The following is a 16203-nucleotide window of genomic DNA, read 5'->3' as shown; positions in this document are numbered from 1 at the left end:
GAATAATTTAGGCTCGAGGCATTCCTCCTTGCATACCCTTCATCATTTGCATCATTTTTTTGCCTCCACTTCCTTGCATCATTTTCATCATTTTGCTCATTTGTGAGAATTGTTTTAACAATTGATTTACTTCGTTAATATCTCTTCCACTTCCTTTAGCAATACGTTGTTTTCTTGATGTATTTATAATTGCAGGATTGGTTCTTTCAGTAGGTGTCATTGAATGAATAATTGCTTCGATATGTTTGAAAGCATTGTCATCAATATCAATATCTTTGATCGTTTTACCTACGCCAGGAAGCATACCCAAAAGGTCTTTCATACTTCCCATTCGTTTTATTTGTTGAATTTGAGCTAAGAAATCATCAAAACCAAATTGATTTTTGGCAATTTTCTTTTGAAGTTTTCGTGCTTGTTCTTCATCAAATTGTTCTTGTGCGCGTTCTACAAGCGAAACTACATCGCCCATTCCCAAAATACGGTCAGCCATACGTGCTGGATAAAATACATCGATGGCATCCATTTTTTCGCCCGTACCAACAAACTTAATCGGTTTATTCACTACCGACTTGATAGATATTGCCGCTCCACCGCGTGTATCTCCGTCCAATTTGGTAAGGATAACTCCGTCAAAATTAAGTACATCGTTAAACGCTTTGGCAGTATTTACCGCATCTTGTCCTGTCATCGCATCAACAACAAAAAGGGTTTCTTGTGGTTTAATCGCTTTGTGAATATTCGCTATTTCATTCATCATTTGCTCATCGACAGCCAAGCGCCCTGCCGTATCGACAATAACGACATTAAATCCTTTGTCTTTGGCGTATTGAACAGCTTTTTGAGCGATATCTACAGGATTATTATTTCCTTTATCAGAAAAAACATCAATACCAATTTGCTCTCCTACGATATGTAATTGGTCTATTGCGGCAGGTCGATATACATCACAAGCAACCAAAAGCGGTTTTTTATTCTTTTTATTTTTCAGAAAATTAGCCAATTTTCCTGAAAAAGTTGTTTTCCCTGAACCTTGAAGCCCTGACATTAGTATCACAGACGGCGTTCCGCTAAGATTTACGCCTGCAGCATCTCCTCCCATAAGTTCGGTCAATTCGTCTTTTACGATTTTGACCATTAGTTGCCCAGGTTGCAAGGTAGTAAGTACGTTTTGTCCAAGTGCTTTTTCTTTAACTTTGTTTGTAAAGTCTTTGGCTATTTTGTAATTAACATCGGCATCAAGTAAGGCTCTACGTACTTCTTTGAGCGTTTCAGCAACGTTAATTTCAGTAATTTGTCCATGTCCTTTCAGTATATGTAAGGCTCTATCTAATTTATCACTTAAATTATCAAACATAATCAATCAATTTTCTTTAAAAAGGCAAAAATACAAAATTTTATGAAAAAAGTAAAAATCTATAAAATATTTCAATAGCCAATAATAAAAATAGTTGGGCGTTTGTGCAACTCTATTTTTTCATTTTTCCATTCTGAAATTTTTTGAGTTTTAATAAATTCAGTAGGAAGTGTAATATCGGTAGCTACACAAATTTTCATTTCGTTCGGGAGAAAATGAAGCATATCTTGCAACAATTTGTCATTTCGATAAGGTGTTTCAATAAACAACTGTGCTTGATTTTCGCCTCTGGCTTTTTGTTCCAATTTTTTCAAGACCATTTTTCGTTCATTTTTATCAATGGGTAAGTATCCATTGAAAGCAAAATTTTGACCATTCAATCCACTTGCCATTAGTGCTAAAATGATAGAAGAAGGTCCAACCAATGGTTCTACTTTGATATGTTTTTGATGTGCCAAAGCGACTATATCGGCACCAGGGTCAGCAATGGCAGGGCAACCAACCTCAGAGATAATTCCCATTGAAAATCCCTCTAAACAAGGTTGCAGAAAAGTAGCAAATTCTTGTACAGAAGTGTGTTTGTTTAGTAGAAATAATTGAAGTTGAGATTGCATTTTTTCAGGGCAGATTTTTTTGATGAAATGCCTTGCTGTTTTTTCGTTTTCAACAATAAAATGATTACAAATCATGATAATTTCTCGGACTTTCTGCGGAAGTACATCAGGAATTTGGGTTGTTCCCAAAGTAGTCGGAATTAAATACAAAGTTCCAAAAGTTATCTTCATTTTTTATTTCTTTTGACAATGTTCTCAAATAACACGTACACTCTTAGGAACAAGTACTTTGTAATCACCACAATGGCGAATAACATCGCGTACAATGGACGAAGAAATATGAGAAGTTTTGACCGCTGTAAGTAAAAAAATAGTTTCAATACCGCTCAAATCACGATTGACGTGAGCAATGGCTTTTTCAAATTCAAAATCGGCAGGATTTCGCAAACCCCGCAAAATAAATTGTGCATTTACTTCTTTGCAAAAATCAACTGTAAGTCCTTGATATATAACCACTTTTATTTTTTTTTCATCTTCGAAAGCCTCTTCAATAAATCGCTTTCTAACTTCGGCAGAAAACATATATTGTTTATCAGTATTCTCGCCAATAGCTACAATAATTTCATCAAAAAGATGAACTGCACGGCGAATAATGTCATAATGTCCTAAGGTAATTGGGTCAAAAGAACCAGGAAAAACTGCTTTTTTCATTATTATTTACTATCAAAATTATAAATTTCTTAAAAAAATCATTTGTTACAAAACCTCTTCGATTGCATTGGCAAAAAGTTCCGAAAGAGAAATACCCGCTTGAGCTGCTTGTTGAGGCAAAATACTTGCTTTGGAAAGTCCCGGAGTTGTATTCATTTCGAGTAAATAAGGCTCGTTATCGACAATGATAAACTCACTCCGGCTGAAACCTTTCATTTGTAATATTTTGTAAATTTTCCGAGCTAAATTACTGATTTTTTGCGTCATTTCAGCAGAAATTCGCGCCGGAGTTATTTCTTTGGATTGGCCTAAATACTTAGCTTGATAATCAAAAAAATCATTTTCCGAAACTATTTCGGTAATAGGCAAAACTTTTATTTCTCCTTTGTAAGTAATCACTCCCACCGAAACTTCGATTCCTTTTAAGAACGATTCGATAAGAATTTCGTTATCAACTTCAAAGGCTTTTTGTATAGCAACTACCAGATTTTCAGTATCATATACTTTATAAACACCAAAACTACTACCAGACTTATTCGCTTTGACAAAACAAGGTAAGCCAACTTTTTCAATAATTTTTTCAGTTGAAAAATTATCACCTTTATTCAAATAATAGGCTGTTGCAGAGCGTATATCGTAAGGTTTCAGTACCGAAAGCATATCACGTTTGTTAAAGGTCAATGCCGAAGCATACATACTACACCCTGTAAGTGGCACACCTATCAAGCTAAAATACGCTTGTAGATATCCGTCTTCGCCTGGTGTGCCGTGAATGGCATTAAAAGCACAATCAAAAGTGATTTTTTCGTGATTTATATGTAGCGAAAAATCATTTTTGTCAATGGGAAATTGCTGATTTTGCTCATCTATATACACCCATTTTTCACGTGTTATATGAATAGGATAAGGCGTATAAATTGATTTGTCTAAACTTTCTATTACAACTGCGCCACTTTTGTAAGATATTTCGGCTTCATCGGAATATCCGCCCATAAGAACTGCTATTTTCTTTGTCATTTTATATTATTTTAAGTGCAAATGTATAAAAATTTGTTGAGTAATTATTATTTTATTCTACTTGTAAGCGTTTTATTCGGTTAATACACCAATACAATATATTTTTTAAAAATCCATTAGATTTTCGGTACAAAAATATTAAAATAGATAAAGTAGTACTAATAATTTCAGCTGAAAAATGAAAATAAATACCACAAACTACTGATAATAAAACGATTATAGAACTTCTGAAAATCAAATTATAAACCGAAGAAAAAGGCATCGGAATAACAGAAAAAATCCCTAATAGTAATAATAAAAATAATGTAATTTTGCCCACTTCATAAGAGAATGGTTGCAACTGATTATTGCGATATACAAAATAAATTTTGAGCAAATTGTACAACAAAAAAGCGATAAAAGTAGCTATGGCTGCACCCACAATTCCCCATTTTGGAATAAAAATTATGTTAAAAATAATCATTAGAGCAACCAATGCTATTCCTAAGTAAAGTACAATTCGATAGTACGAAGCATTGAGCAAAACAGCATTGGAAGTACCCGTGAGTGTATCCAAAAGTTTCACTACCGAAATAAGCCACAAAACCTCGATTCCTTGAGCATAATTGGTAGAAGGAATAAGTGTATATATATCTTGTGCATTGAGAACTATCAAAAGGAAAATAATACTTCCTACAAAATATACATTATCGGTCGTTTTCTTATAAAACAAACGCAATTCTTGATTTTTATTTTGGTTTAATAGTTGGGCTATCATTGGACTAACAAGCTGATATACAGCTCTATTGGGAACAGAAATTACTGTTGCTATAAAAACAGCTACTGTATAAATGGCTATTTGAGACAATGGTAAATACTGATTAAGCATAAATTTGTCAATATCAATAAAAAATGTAGCTACCGACCCAGCTAAAATAAGAAAAAGTCCGTACCAAATAAGCGATTGATAATTAGTTGGTATTTTCAATAATATAGTAGGCTTTTTTATTTGAAAAGAAATCAAAATCATAAGTAGTGTTCGTAGCAAATACACTCCACACAACGCCTGTATAAATTGTTCAAAATTTATCCAATTGATATGTACCAGTACTAATAACAAAGTAGTAAAAACACGAGGAAAAACTTCTTTAAGAAAATTACCTTCTACCGTTTTAAATTGAACGCGTACCCAAGCATAAAAAACTTCAAAATATGCCATTATGGCTGATAATCCAAATATAGTCCAAATATAATAACCTACAATTTCATTTTTTTTTGATATAAATTCATATATATGTTGATATAATAACAAGGTTATTAGTCCTGCTATTAGTATCATAAATAATGGTAATATCAACATAAAGGTAACAAACTTATTTTGTTCTTTACCAATGGAATATGACCAATAATATTTAATAAAAGTAGTATGTACTCCAAAAGTCAGAATAGGAGTTAAAATCGTGCTTACTGAAAGTACATAACTAACAAGTCCATATTGTTTATCGCTTAGAAATGAAGTAAATAAAAACAATACATTCACTGCCCCGATTATAAAACCGAGATAGGTTACAAACATATTTTTCATTGATTGTCGAAGTACAATACCCATTTCTAAAATTTGCGACAAAGATACTGGGTTTTTCTAAATAATTTGTATTTTTGCATTCAAAAAAACAGAATGCAATTTGAATTATTATATACAGATATAGCAACCAAAGCCCGAGCAGGGAAAATCACTACAGACCACGGCGTGATTGAAACACCTATTTTTATGCCCGTAGGTACGGTAGCCTCTGTCAAAGGGGTGCATCAGCGTGAACTCAAAGAAGACATCAATCCCGATATTATTTTGGGCAATACATATCATTTGTATTTACGTCCGCAAACGGCTATTTTGGAAAAAGCAGGAGGTTTGCACAAGTTTATGAATTGGGACAGAAATATCTTGACCGATAGCGGCGGTTACCAAGTGTATTCCCTTTCTGCAACCCGTAAAATAAAGGAAGAAGGCGTCAAATTCAAAAGCCATATTGACGGTTCGTATCACGTATTTACACCCGAAAATGTAATGGAAATACAGCGTAGCATTGGGGCTGATATTATGATGGCATTTGATGAATGCACACCTTATCCGTGTGATTATCAATATGCTAAAAAATCTATGCAGATGACACACCGTTGGCTTGACCGCTGTATTTCGCATTTGGAAAAAGTTCCTCCGATGTATGGCTACTCACAAAGTTTATTCCCGATTGTGCAAGGGTCTGTTTATAAAGATTTACGCAAAGAATCCGCTGAATATATCGCCAGTAAAGGAGCCGATGGAAATGCCATTGGTGGGCTATCCGTAGGCGAACCAGCTGAAGAAATGTACGCTATGACCGAAGTGGTTTGTGATATTCTCCCGACAGACAAACCTCGTTATCTGATGGGGGTCGGTACACCTGTAAATATTTTGGAAAATATCGCTTTGGGAGTGGATATGTTTGATTGTGTGATGCCTACGCGAAACGCTCGTAACGGAATGCTATTTACTTCGCAAGGAATTATCAATATCAAAAATAAAAAATGGGAAGATGATTTTTCACCCATCGACCCTGATAATCACACCTATGTGGATACGTATTACACCAAAGCTTACTTGCGACATTTGTTTGCAGCTAATGAATTTTTAGGCAAACAGATAGCTTCGATTCACAATTTAGGATTTTATTTGTGGTTAGTTCGTGAGGCACGAAAACATATTTTAGCAGGTGATTTCAGTGTGTGGAAAGAGCAAATGGTACGACAGATGAGTACACGCTTGTAAATTTTTAATATACTGATTATTAAATGTTTAATATAATATATTTCTACTAAAAAATTAAAGGCAAAACTATAAAGTTTTGCCTTATTTTTATTTTAAAATGTAATATTATTTTTTAGCCGTAAAATAATAAGCTAACATTTTGTAATATAGTTTGGCTGCTAAAAAAGCTGTAGGTTTTGGATTGGCAGAATCCATTAGCTCTACAATATCAAACGCAACAACATTACATTTTTCAAAAACTTTTCGCAAAAGTTCCAAAGTTGGATACCATTGTAGTCCACCTGGTTCTGGTGTGCCTGTTGAAGGAGCAAAAGCAGGGTCAAAGGCATCTAAATCAATCGTAATATACACATTATCAGATACTTTTGCTAAAACATCATCAATCCAATTTGGATTTTGAGCAATCTGATGTGCAAAAAAACATTGCCCTTCTGGGAGATATTGTTTTTCTTCAATGTCCATTGAACGAATACCTACTTGTACTAAATTGTGTTTTTGATTAGCTTCAAAAACAGCACAAGCGTGATTACAAGCCGACCCGTGAAACTCTGGGCGCAAATCGGTATGGGCATCTAATTGTAAGATGGTTAATTTATCATATTTTTCGCCCACAGCTCGAATTGAACCAATAGAAACCGAATGTTCACCACCAAAAAGAGTAAATAATTTGTTGTATTCCAATAATTCTTTCGTTTTTTGATAAACGGCTTCGGTCATTGCCTCTGGAGAAGAATTCTCAGAAATTACACCAGCTAAATAAACTCCGTGTAAGTAAGGCTCTGAATCGGTTTCAATATCATACAGTTCCATATTTTCCGAAGCATTTAAAAATAATTCAGGTCCTTTATCAGCTCCTTTCCCCCAAGTAGAAGTACCATCATAAGGCACCGTAATTAGCGTTACTTTCGAGTTTTCAAAAGTGGCATTTTCTTCAGGAATTCCTGCATATGTTCTCTTCATTTGTCTAAAAGAATTTTAATATCCTAAAATTTTCAACATTTCATCAGCTTTTTGTTGTTCCATAAAAAGATGAGAAACTATATTATCATTTTTATCTTTGTCAATAAGTACTATTTTGGGTTGCGGAATCAGACAATGTTGCAATCCGCCTACACCTCCTATAGTATCTTGATAAGCTCCTGTATTGAAGAAACCTATATATAAAGGTTTGTTTTTGTTATACTTAGGTAAATAAATCGCATTAAGATTCTGTTCGCTGTTATAGTAATCATCGCCATCACATGTAAGTCCGCCCAAGAGTACTCGCTCATATTCGTCGTACCAACGATTGATAGGGAGTAATACAAAACGCTTGTTAATAGCCCACGAATCGGGTAGGGTAGTGATAAAGGAAGAGTTAATCATATTCCACTTTTCGCGGTCGTTTTGTTGTTTTTGATACATTATTTCATAAATAGCTCCACCTGCTTCGCCCACAGTAAAACTTCCAAATTCTGTAAAAATATTGGGAACAGGTACTTTTTCTTGGTCGCACGTAATTTTTATCTGGCGAATAATCTCATCAACCATATAAGCATAATCATAGTCAAATGCCAGCGAATGCTTGATAGGAAAGCCTCCACCAATATTCAGACTATCTAACTCAGGTGCTGCCTTTTTGAGTTGAATATATACTTTCAAACATTTCAAAAGTTCATTCCAATAATAAGCATTGTCTTTTATCCCTGTATTGATAAAAAAATGTAACATTTTAAGCGTTACTTTTTTATTATCTTTTATTTCTTTGTTATAGAATGGAACAATATTTTTATACCCGATGCCCAATCGGCTGGTATAGAATTCGGAACGTGGGTCTTCTTCCGAAGCAATACGAATACCGATGCTATAATCTTTTTCAATTTTTTGATCTAAAAGGTGAATTTCTTCGTAATTGTCAATGATAGGCATGCATTTGTCAAATCCGCGATTGATTAAATCGGCTATACCATCAATATAAGCATCGCGTTTAAAACCATTGCAAATAATATAATTGTCCTTGGTCATTTTGCCTTCTTTTATCAAATTGTTGATAATGTTAATATCAAAGGCCGAAGAGGTTTCTAAGTGAATATCATTTTTCAAAGCCTCAACCATAACATGCTTAAAATGAGAACTTTTGGTACAATAACAATAATTGTATTCACCTTTGTATTTGTGTTTTTTGATAGCTTTTTCAAACCAGCGTTTTGCCCGTTGGATATTTTCTGAAATTCGTGGTAGATACATAAATTTCAAAGGAGCACCATATGTACGAACAAGTTCCATCAAGTCGATGTTGTGAAAACGAAGTTCATCTCCTTCCAATCTGAATTCATCTTGCGGAAAGTAATAAGTCTGGTCAATTAAGTCAATGTATTTATTTTTCATATTGATATATTTTTTCTATTTAATTTTTAATTTAAAAATAAAGCGATAATCCTTTGATTTATAAGGATTTTTTAGAAAAAATACATCTCAAATACGAAGGTAAGAAAAACTTTTTTGTGGAATATCAAAAATGTTTTTTTCGGTCAAAAGCAACAAAGAGACTTGACCAAATAAATATTTTACCTTAAAATGAATTGTAGTGAAATAGAATATTTTACTAAGAGGCATATTCATATATTACTGATAATCAACAAAATACAATATATTTAATAAGTATATTCTTATACAAGAATAATTGGGCAAAGATACTTATTTTTTTGAAAAAACAAATAGATTTCATTTAGTTTAAAAATATTTTTTGATTATTGACGTGTAACTTGTGTACTATTGAGGCTACCAACTCCAATGACTCTATCGTACAAAGCACCTGTTGGACGATAATATACCAATATCGTATAGTTATTTTCGGTCTGATAATGATTTCCTGAAAAAGCGTTATAATCAACTTTTCCTTTTGATTTCAAAGCAAATTTGTAATTATAAAATCCTTGTTTTAGATACACTTTCCCTTCAAAAATATTTTTATCCGAATTATAATGCAGACGATAGGCATCTGTCAATCTATTTTCTGAAAAACCTCCGTATACATACACTTCATCTGTAAGCCATTGATTATAAGCCTCTACACTAAAATATACTTGCGAATATTCTGCTTCAATAGTTGGGTTTCCTTGTGTGGTCAATATACGAAAATCTCCATCAATATCAGGATTATAAGTGTATGTTTTGTATCGTCTATAAGGCGCAGTATAAAGCACTGAATGATACATATTATTGGTTTGTTCAACGTGATAAACTCCTGTGGTTGCCAATCTTATATCTTTATTTTCGAAATAAAAATATTCATTCCCTCCCCAAAAAGCTGTTTCTTTATCATATTTATATACCAATTCGTTACCCAAAACATATTGTGGAGCTACATTGGTAATCATATTATTCCAATTAAAATTTTGTAAAATAGCAACTTTAATATTGATTTGAGGATTTTCAAATTGTAATGACTTAGAACTAAGTTTGAATTGTACAACTTGTTTTTCTTCAACAAATTTTAAATCTCGATTTTGTTTTATAGTCATTTGTACCAAAGCTGTATTAGAATATACAACAAATCGGCGGGTGAAAACAGGCTTTTGCTCAGTGTCGGTTATAGTTAAAATATAATTTCCTGTCAGAAGAAAACCCGTGTCAGAATTGGGCAATGTAAGTTCATAATGTGTGTAAGGTTGTAAAGTAGCATACGAATTAGTAAAATTTGTAATACGCATGTCATCCATTCCACTAAGATATTCACTTTTTATAAGTTGAGAAGGTTTCCAATCGTAATCACAATGAGTTATTACATAATAATAATCATTTTCTTCGGCACGCAAATCATCGAAAGATAATCGAAACGACTCACCTAGCTGAACAATAGGGAATTGCATATCGTTTTCCAAAGAACGAAAAATAATTGATTTGATATAATCAGGTTCTATTTTTTCTTGCGAAAATACATTTTGAATAACCATAAATGCTATAATCAAATTCAAATATAAAAACAATTTTTTCATAATTTATAACTTATTTTTATTGATACATGCCATACATATAAAATTAATTATTGCCAATGGTATCCATACAAAACTCATTACTACAAAGGCAAATGGAAAAAGAACAATCCCTTCAAGAAATTCTAACTGATTTTCATTAACTATTCCTGCTATAAAACAACAAACAATAAGCATTGCCTATCAGAGACAAAAATATTGCCCATAAAATCAATTTTAAAATAGTATATTTTTTTGGGATTTATGATGATTTTATAAAAAATATAACTATATAGTAAAATAATAATTAGATTATTCGCTAAAAAATAAAGACTTAATTCTGGTAATAAGATGAAAACAGTACTATTGCCAATTAACAAGTTAATACAGGTACATAAAATTGCCAAAAAAAAATCCATTTTCATAATTTTATTTTTATAAAAATCGACTATGCCAACTATCTTCAAGTGGAACTTCCCAATCGTTACGATATTCGTAAATATTAGTAACCAAATTATTGAAAACAATCGTTTTTGCCGAAACAGATTTCTGTTGAACCATTTTTTTAAATTCGTTCAAAGGTTTATAGGCGATAAATTCGCCTTGTTTGAAAGAAACATTCATTTTGTCAAGCAAATCTACTTGATATTTTTTCTCTAATTCTTGAATTATGCGAACCATATCATCAATGGAACAACCACCCAAATGCTGGTTCTCATCGGCAGCTACAATCAGAAAACGTTTGTATCGAAGCTCAAAAGAGGCTCTTAAAGACGTTCCATGTGAAGTCCAATTATTTATATATTCTTTCATAAAACCTTCTATTTCAGCAAGTTCTTCTTCGGTAAAACTGCGATTCGCTTGGAATATCCATACACGGGAAGTCTCGGAAAGTTGGTCAAAATCTACATACATAATTTTTTTATTTTAAATAATATATTTTTTTCTAAGTAAAATAATTATATTTTATATTTTAATATTCTACATTATCTATTTTATAAGATTGATTTTCTTTTGTAATGGTTAAGTTAATAGCAATAAGTTTATTAGTAAATTTATCTAAATAGTGAACAATATAATGTGTATCATCTACTTTTTTGATTTTCAAGGTTTTTAACCACTCAGAAGAAGCATCTTGTGCATTTATGAGAGGATCCCAATCTAATTCTCCATACTAACATCATTTTTTAGTTTTAAAATCAACTTTTTTGTTAAATATTTTTGTTTAATTTTTTTGCTCTATCTCCGAAAAATTCGAACTGATTTTGTATATAATGATTATCCATTATTGTTTCATTAGAAATTTTTAGTTTAAAATGTTCATTTTTGAGACCATTTATTTGATATGCATTTTTTTCTAATTTTTCTTTTTCTGAAAAAATATCTCTAATATCATTCCATATTTTTTCAGGTAAAGTTCCCATAACATCATCAAAATTTTTATACATCAAAACAATATCTGGCAATATATTATCTGATATGTCTTGTCAGGTAAAGTTATTTTGAAATCTTTATTGTCTGCCGGAGAAAAATGTAAAACTCTATCAATCTCTATTCCTTGTTTCAATAATCCTTGTACAATACCTTCTGCATGAGCTCCACCCATACCTTCGTAGTTAAATCATTTTTTAAAAAAGAAAACTCACTTGGCAAAAAAAAATGATATTCAAACATTTTTTTAAAAATATTCAGCATAATAAATATATTTTTAGTTCTCATCTATATAATCAGCTACCCAACTCCTAAGTATCCTCCTATACCAAAAATGATTGCCCCTGGACCTGTTTCTATTCCTAAAAAAGCCCCTCCGACAGCCCCTATCTTTGCTCCTGCAATTGCTCCTCCCCAACCTCCTACTTGTCTAATAGTTTCAGCTGCAATTGGTTTAATTCTCTCTTTTTTTATAGATTTTTCAACAGCTTGTTCTACTTCATACACTGATATTAAATTCCTATTACATTTAAAACTCTCAATCCTTTTGTTATTTTCATTGCATTAGAAGATTTTATAGCTTCTGGAGGAATATCTCCTTTTATTAAAACTTCTTGTTCAACACTTGATATAGTTTTTATTAACTTTTCTAAATTTGTTTTTGCATTTAAGGAAGGTGCTTCATTTTGCATTCTTCTTAAATCCAAAATTATTTCTGCTGTTGTGTATATTTTGCAGCCAGCAGCTTTTGCCTTTGCTATATCAATATATTGAGATTGCCCCATAATATTAGGAGCTCCTTTTGGAAGAGTGCTAGCCGATAAGTATGGACTTGGTTTTATGCCAAAAGCGTGTTCTCCTATCGTAAGATTTGACAATGGATCTGTTGCCTTCATACCAAAAATTTCAAATTGATTACTTCTAATAAAGTCAAATATTTTTTTGACGGAGGAACAACTACTTTTCTAACAAGTTTTCCAGAAGGTAAAAGTTCATCTGTTAATATAAACATCATAGCTCTTCCATAATTAAAAATATTCACCTTCACCTTCTTACTCACTTTTTCTTCATTGGGTTTTACCAAATAAGGCATTACGATAATTTCTTTTCCTGCCCATTCTTCTTTAATGGTGAGTGTGAGTTTCTCGCCTTTTTCTTTTAAAACTTCTTGTTTGTCATCAATTTTTATTGACCATTGTATGCGTTTTTTGTTGTTTTCGCTAACTTTTTCTTGGCTGTATTTGGTTACTGTAAAAGTTACTTTTTCATTGGGTTGCGCTTCGGCTTTATCGGCTTTTAAATTTGTCACATACAAAATAGAGCTTGTGTCTCCCTTTTCCTTCTTTTCTTTGGTTCTTTCCACAGGATAATAGTACGGTTTTATAAAAAAAGCTTCATTATAAACCAACATTTTGTTAGCCGAAAGCGTCATATTGATAATCAAACCTTTTTCGTGATGAAAAACACTTTCGTAAGCAATCGGTTTGGCAATAAAATCATATTGTTATATTTTTTTATCCAATCCCGAGCTGTCATAAATCACAATTTTTCCTCGCTCGTAAAATCCACATTCTTGTGTTTTTTCATCTTTTAAAAGCATCCAATTTAAGAAAACTTCATCACCAAACTCTTGAACAAAACTAATGTGAAGTTTTTCACTTCCCAAAGTAAAAGACAAAGGCTTGCCATCAAAAGCTGTATTTTTGTGGTGCGAAACATTGAATGAAAGTAAGGTTCTTTCTCGTCCTAAAACAGAAATTATTGTTTTCATATTATTATTTTTGAAATTAAAAATCTAAAAAAAACATACAAAATCATCTAAAATTAGCGAGCAAAAATTTTTTACTTCATTTGATTACATCAAACAGTAGAAATTTTTTAACCGCTTCGCTTCATTGAATTTTTATCACATACCCTGCTCATTACCCCTCCAATGCCGCTTGCCGTACGGAAAACACGTGTTTTATACATTTAAAGTTTTAATTATTTAACTTACTATTTTCTACAAGAATTTCGGCAATATCTTTAACCTGAATTGTTGTTTTTTGCTTGAATTTCAGTCCATCAGAAAACATGGTGTTGCAAAAAGGGCACCCAGTAGCAATAATATCTGGTTGAATGTCAAGCGCTTGTTCGGTGCGTTCAATATTAATTTCTTTATTTCCTGCTTCCGCTTCTTTAAACATTTGTGCGCCACCTGCGCCACAACACATAGCATGTGCTTTGCATTTTTTCATTTCAAGTACTTGAGCTTCAATGGTTTCTAATAAAGAGCGAGGTGCTTCATATTCATTATTGGCTCTGCCCAAATAACAAGGGTCATGAAATGTAATTCGTTTTCCTTTGAAAAATCCACCTTCTACCTTTAAGCGACCTTCGTCAAGTAATTGTTGCAAAAGTTGCGTATGGTGGAGTACCTGATAATTTCCTCCCAAGGAAGGATATTCGTTCTTAATGGTGTTAAAACAATGCGGACAGGTAGTTACGATTTTTGTAACTTCATAATTATCAAGCACTTGAATATTTGTTAGAGCTTGCATTTGGAATAAAAATTCATTTCCTGCACGTTTAGCAGGGTCTCCTGTGCAACCTTCTTCTGTACCCAATACTGCAAAACGTACGCCCGCACGATGCAAAAGCGTAGCAAAAGCACGTGTTATTCGTTTCGCCCGTTCATCAAAACTTCCTGCACACCCCACCCAAAAAAGAATTTCAGGTTTTTCTCCTTTGGCAAATAGTTCTGCCATCGTAGGGATATATATTTTTTGCATTTTAACTAAAAATAATTCGTTAATACAAGTATATACTAATTTTTCAAATTACAAATCTTTTTTCAGTTAGAAATGAATGGATTAACCATCTGAACTTCTCCCAAATCAATCATTGCATTGATAATTCCTATTTTTTCAAAATATTTTATATCTGTTTGTTTTATAGGTTTTTGCTGTATTTTTCTTTCAAACAGAAGTCTTTTTCTACAAGTTCCATTTAGTAAAAAACTATTGGGCGTAAACCATTGATTTTCTTTATAAAATACCAAATTAGAAAAACTTGTATCTGTTACTAAACCATTTTTGATTATAATAATTTCATCAGCAAAACTTCTATTTTTCAATTCAGAGAAAATAGCTCTATTAGTTGATTTGAAAGGATAGCTAATTGTATCACAATGTATAATTTGAATAGTTCTTATTGTTTTTATTTGATAAGGAAAAATTTCTATCTTATAGCTTGTATGGTCATATTCCAAACGAATTTTATACAATCCAATAGGAGGGAGGGCTATTTTTTGCAATTCGTGTTCCAAATTTAATACATTAAAATTAGAAAACATTGTTAAAAATGTCTTTTCAACTCGTTTCTGATGATATGACAAATGATAAATTTTCCCATTTTTTAATTTTATACTTTCGATAAAGCGCACAATAACTGAATTTAACAAGTTGGGATATATATTTTTTGCTGAATTTCATCGTATTCTGTTTGTGCATTACTTTGTGAGGTAATTCCTCCACCACTTTTGTAAAAATACTGATTTCCAATACGTTCTATAAAACGAATAAGCACGCAGGTATCAAGTGTGTTTCCATCAAAAACTCCTGCTATTCCTGTATAAAATCCACGTTGATAATTCTCCGCCAAATGTATAACTTCTAATGCTTCTGCCTTGGGAGCACCTGAAATAGACCCAGCAGGAAGTATTTTCTTTAATAAATCTCCTAATGAATTTTGCCAATTGGTAGGTAAGTTTCCACAAATTTCAGAACTGGTTTGTATAATATCTCCTCGTTTTCGTTTAATTCTTTCTGTATAACGAAAATTTATAACTCTCACATTATCAGATATTAACCTTAAATCATGACAAAGTAACTCAACAACATCACGATGTTCTTCTATTTCTTTTGGATTTTGCAAAAGTTCTTGTTCTGCATTAGGTCTTGTAGCATCAATTGTACCTTTCATAGGATATGTAGATACTTGATTATCAGCATTTATTTTAATGAAAGTTTCAGGAGAAAAGCACACCCATTTGTCTTTGTACAAAACTTTATACTTAGCATACGATTCTTGATAAACCAATTGCAAATCAATAGGTTGTAAAGGTGTTGCAAAAGTTAAATTGACTAAATGAGATGTTCCTTTTTCGATAGATTTCATAACGATTTCAAATGATTTGGAAAAATCTTTGAAATCAATTGGTTGCGAAACTATTTTAGGAAAAGAGACTGTATTTTTTGAATTATTTTTACCTGAAAAATCAAAAAAAATATTGCTTCTTTCTATATTGTCTAATGAATAAACTTCTCCTATATTTCCTTGAAAATCAATAATAAAAAAACAAGGTTTTCTAAGTATTCCATAATAATTTAATTCTTCTACCCAGTTTTTCATTTT

Annotated in this window: 19 protein-coding genes and 1 pseudogene; 1 reads left to right on the top strand and 19 read right to left on the bottom strand. The window is 32.0% G+C overall.

Going from position 1 to position 16203, the window contains the following annotated elements; genetic code table 11:
• Positions 1 to 7: 7 nt before the first annotated feature.
• The 5 genes from ffh to OO775_RS04100 all read right to left on the bottom strand — a co-directional run bounded on the left by ffh (position 8) and on the right by OO775_RS04100 (position 5242).
• Positions 8 to 1354, bottom strand: coding sequence for a signal recognition particle protein (gene ffh / locus OO775_RS04120; RefSeq protein ID WP_264845748.1), 1347 nt, complete (start codon positions 1352 to 1354; stop codon positions 8 to 10).
• Between the two features lie 71 nt (positions 1355 to 1425).
• Positions 1426 to 2139, bottom strand: coding sequence for an SAM-dependent methyltransferase (locus OO775_RS04115; RefSeq protein WP_264845747.1), 714 nt, complete (start codon positions 2137 to 2139; stop codon positions 1426 to 1428).
• A gap of 24 nt (positions 2140 to 2163) precedes the next feature.
• Positions 2164 to 2619 (bottom strand): pantetheine-phosphate adenylyltransferase, encoded by a 456-nt coding sequence (gene coaD, locus OO775_RS04110; RefSeq protein WP_264845746.1) that lies wholly within the window; start codon positions 2617 to 2619, stop codon positions 2164 to 2166.
• A gap of 45 nt (positions 2620 to 2664) precedes the next feature.
• On the bottom strand, positions 2665 to 3636 hold the full coding sequence (locus tag OO775_RS04105; RefSeq protein WP_264845745.1) for a D-alanine--D-alanine ligase: 972 nt from the start codon (positions 3634 to 3636) through the stop codon (positions 2665 to 2667).
• Between the two features lie 52 nt (positions 3637 to 3688).
• Positions 3689 to 5242: a lipopolysaccharide biosynthesis protein gene (locus OO775_RS04100; RefSeq protein WP_264845744.1), complete on the bottom strand. Its 1554-nt coding sequence runs from the start codon at positions 5240 to 5242 to the stop codon at positions 3689 to 3691.
• Between the two features lie 51 nt (positions 5243 to 5293).
• On the opposite strand from OO775_RS04100, the gene tgt reads away from it, so the two are divergent.
• Complete coding sequence (tgt, locus tag OO775_RS04095) at positions 5294 to 6424, top strand: tRNA guanosine(34) transglycosylase Tgt (RefSeq protein ID WP_264845743.1); 1131 nt, start codon at positions 5294 to 5296, stop codon at positions 6422 to 6424.
• A 105-nt stretch (positions 6425 to 6529) separates the two neighbouring features.
• On the opposite strand, the gene speB is transcribed toward tgt, so the two are convergent.
• From speB to OO775_RS04030, 14 genes and pseudogenes are all read right to left on the bottom strand, one after another.
• The gene (speB, locus tag OO775_RS04090; RefSeq protein WP_264845742.1) at positions 6530 to 7384 is read right to left on the bottom strand and encodes an agmatinase; all 855 of its coding nucleotides are present in this window, start codon (positions 7382 to 7384) and stop codon (positions 6530 to 6532) included.
• A gap of 15 nt (positions 7385 to 7399) precedes the next feature.
• Positions 7400 to 8791, bottom strand: coding sequence for a type III PLP-dependent enzyme domain-containing protein (locus OO775_RS04085; RefSeq protein ID WP_264845741.1), 1392 nt, complete (start codon positions 8789 to 8791; stop codon positions 7400 to 7402).
• Positions 8792 to 9153: 362 nt separating this feature from the next.
• A complete protein-coding gene (locus OO775_RS04080; RefSeq protein WP_264845740.1) occupies positions 9154 to 10401 on the bottom strand; it encodes a type IX secretion system plug protein in 1248 nt (415 codons plus the stop codon).
• A gap of 411 nt (positions 10402 to 10812) precedes the next feature.
• On the bottom strand, positions 10813 to 11292 hold the full coding sequence (locus tag OO775_RS04075) for an ABC transporter ATPase (RefSeq protein ID WP_264845739.1): 480 nt from the start codon (positions 11290 to 11292) through the stop codon (positions 10813 to 10815).
• Positions 11293 to 11350: 58 nt separating this feature from the next.
• Positions 11351 to 11530, bottom strand: a pseudogene (locus OO775_RS14110) (YqhG/Tai3 family protein); the annotation flags it as partial.
• 58 nt (positions 11531 to 11588) lie between these two features.
• Positions 11589 to 11825, bottom strand: coding sequence for a hypothetical protein (locus tag OO775_RS04070; RefSeq protein ID WP_264845738.1), 237 nt, complete (start codon positions 11823 to 11825; stop codon positions 11589 to 11591).
• Entirely contained in the window at positions 11825 to 11983 is a 159-nt protein-coding gene (locus tag OO775_RS04065; RefSeq protein ID WP_264845737.1) for a hypothetical protein, read from the bottom strand. The genes OO775_RS04070 and OO775_RS04065 overlap by 1 nt, the downstream gene beginning before the upstream one ends.
• 125 nt (positions 11984 to 12108) lie before the next feature.
• Positions 12109 to 12315, bottom strand: coding sequence for a hypothetical protein (locus OO775_RS04060; RefSeq protein WP_264845736.1), 207 nt, complete (start codon positions 12313 to 12315; stop codon positions 12109 to 12111).
• A gap of 5 nt (positions 12316 to 12320) precedes the next feature.
• Complete coding sequence (locus OO775_RS04055) at positions 12321 to 12704, bottom strand: hypothetical protein (RefSeq protein ID WP_264845735.1); 384 nt, start codon at positions 12702 to 12704, stop codon at positions 12321 to 12323.
• The gene (locus OO775_RS04050; RefSeq protein WP_264845734.1) at positions 12701 to 13252 is read right to left on the bottom strand and encodes a hypothetical protein; all 552 of its coding nucleotides are present in this window, start codon (positions 13250 to 13252) and stop codon (positions 12701 to 12703) included. The genes OO775_RS04055 and OO775_RS04050 overlap by 4 nt, the downstream gene beginning before the upstream one ends.
• Positions 13253 to 13312: 60 nt before the next feature.
• Positions 13313 to 13579, bottom strand: coding sequence for a hypothetical protein (locus OO775_RS04045; protein ID WP_264845733.1), 267 nt, complete (start codon positions 13577 to 13579; stop codon positions 13313 to 13315).
• 208 nt (positions 13580 to 13787) lie between these two features.
• The gene (locus OO775_RS04040; RefSeq protein ID WP_264845732.1) at positions 13788 to 14579 is read right to left on the bottom strand and encodes a (Fe-S)-binding protein; all 792 of its coding nucleotides are present in this window, start codon (positions 14577 to 14579) and stop codon (positions 13788 to 13790) included.
• Between the two features lie 62 nt (positions 14580 to 14641).
• Positions 14642 to 15142: an aminotransferase class IV gene (locus OO775_RS04035; RefSeq protein WP_264845731.1), complete on the bottom strand. Its 501-nt coding sequence runs from the start codon at positions 15140 to 15142 to the stop codon at positions 14642 to 14644.
• 101 nt (positions 15143 to 15243) lie between these two features.
• Positions 15244 to 16200, bottom strand: coding sequence for an aminodeoxychorismate synthase component I (locus tag OO775_RS04030; protein ID WP_264845730.1), 957 nt, complete (start codon positions 16198 to 16200; stop codon positions 15244 to 15246).
• Positions 16201 to 16203: the final 3 nt, after the last annotated feature.

The organism is Capnocytophaga catalasegens (assembly GCF_026005215.1).
GTDB lineage: Bacteria > Bacteroidota > Bacteroidia > Flavobacteriales > Flavobacteriaceae > Capnocytophaga > Capnocytophaga catalasegens.
The sequence above is the reverse complement of the archived record's forward strand: the minus strand, read 5'-3'. Positions and strand labels throughout refer to the sequence as shown.

What these genes read in the sequence shown, in the direction of transcription:
- OO775_RS04055 (WP_264845735.1), bottom strand. Translation starts at nt 12,704, where the DNA reads ATGAAGGCAACAGATCCATTGTCAAATCTTACGATAGGAGAACACGCT.
- OO775_RS04040 (WP_264845732.1), bottom strand. Translation starts at nt 14,579, where the DNA reads ATGCAAAAAATATATATCCCTACGATGGCAGAACTATTTGCCAAAGGA.
- OO775_RS04030 (WP_264845730.1), bottom strand. Translation starts at nt 16,200, where the DNA reads ATGAAAAACTGGGTAGAAGAATTAAATTATTATGGAATACTTAGAAAA.
- ffh (WP_264845748.1), bottom strand. Translation starts at nt 1,354, where the DNA reads ATGTTTGATAATTTAAGTGATAAATTAGATAGAGCCTTACATATACTG.
- speB (WP_264845742.1), bottom strand. Translation starts at nt 7,384, where the DNA reads ATGAAGAGAACATATGCAGGAATTCCTGAAGAAAATGCCACTTTTGAA.
- coaD (WP_264845746.1), bottom strand. Translation starts at nt 2,619, where the DNA reads ATGAAAAAAGCAGTTTTTCCTGGTTCTTTTGACCCAATTACCTTAGGA.
- OO775_RS04115 (WP_264845747.1), bottom strand. Translation starts at nt 2,139, where the DNA reads ATGAAGATAACTTTTGGAACTTTGTATTTAATTCCGACTACTTTGGGA.
- tgt (WP_264845743.1), top strand. Translation starts at nt 5,294, where the DNA reads ATGCAATTTGAATTATTATATACAGATATAGCAACCAAAGCCCGAGCA.
- OO775_RS04075 (WP_264845739.1), bottom strand. Translation starts at nt 11,292, where the DNA reads ATGTATGTAGATTTTGACCAACTTTCCGAGACTTCCCGTGTATGGATA.
- OO775_RS04070 (WP_264845738.1), bottom strand. Translation starts at nt 11,825, where the DNA reads ATGTATAAAAATTTTGATGATGTTATGGGAACTTTACCTGAAAAAATA.
- OO775_RS04085 (WP_264845741.1), bottom strand. Translation starts at nt 8,791, where the DNA reads ATGAAAAATAAATACATTGACTTAATTGACCAGACTTATTACTTTCCG.
- OO775_RS04080 (WP_264845740.1), bottom strand. Translation starts at nt 10,401, where the DNA reads ATGAAAAAATTGTTTTTATATTTGAATTTGATTATAGCATTTATGGTT.
- OO775_RS04045 (WP_264845733.1), bottom strand. Translation starts at nt 13,579, where the DNA reads ATGAAAACAATAATTTCTGTTTTAGGACGAGAAAGAACCTTACTTTCA.
- OO775_RS04065 (WP_264845737.1), bottom strand. Translation starts at nt 11,983, where the DNA reads ATGGGTGGAGCTCATGCAGAAGGTATTGTACAAGGATTATTGAAACAA.
- OO775_RS04105 (WP_264845745.1), bottom strand. Translation starts at nt 3,636, where the DNA reads ATGACAAAGAAAATAGCAGTTCTTATGGGCGGATATTCCGATGAAGCC.
- OO775_RS04035 (WP_264845731.1), bottom strand. Translation starts at nt 15,142, where the DNA reads ATGTTTTCTAATTTTAATGTATTAAATTTGGAACACGAATTGCAAAAA.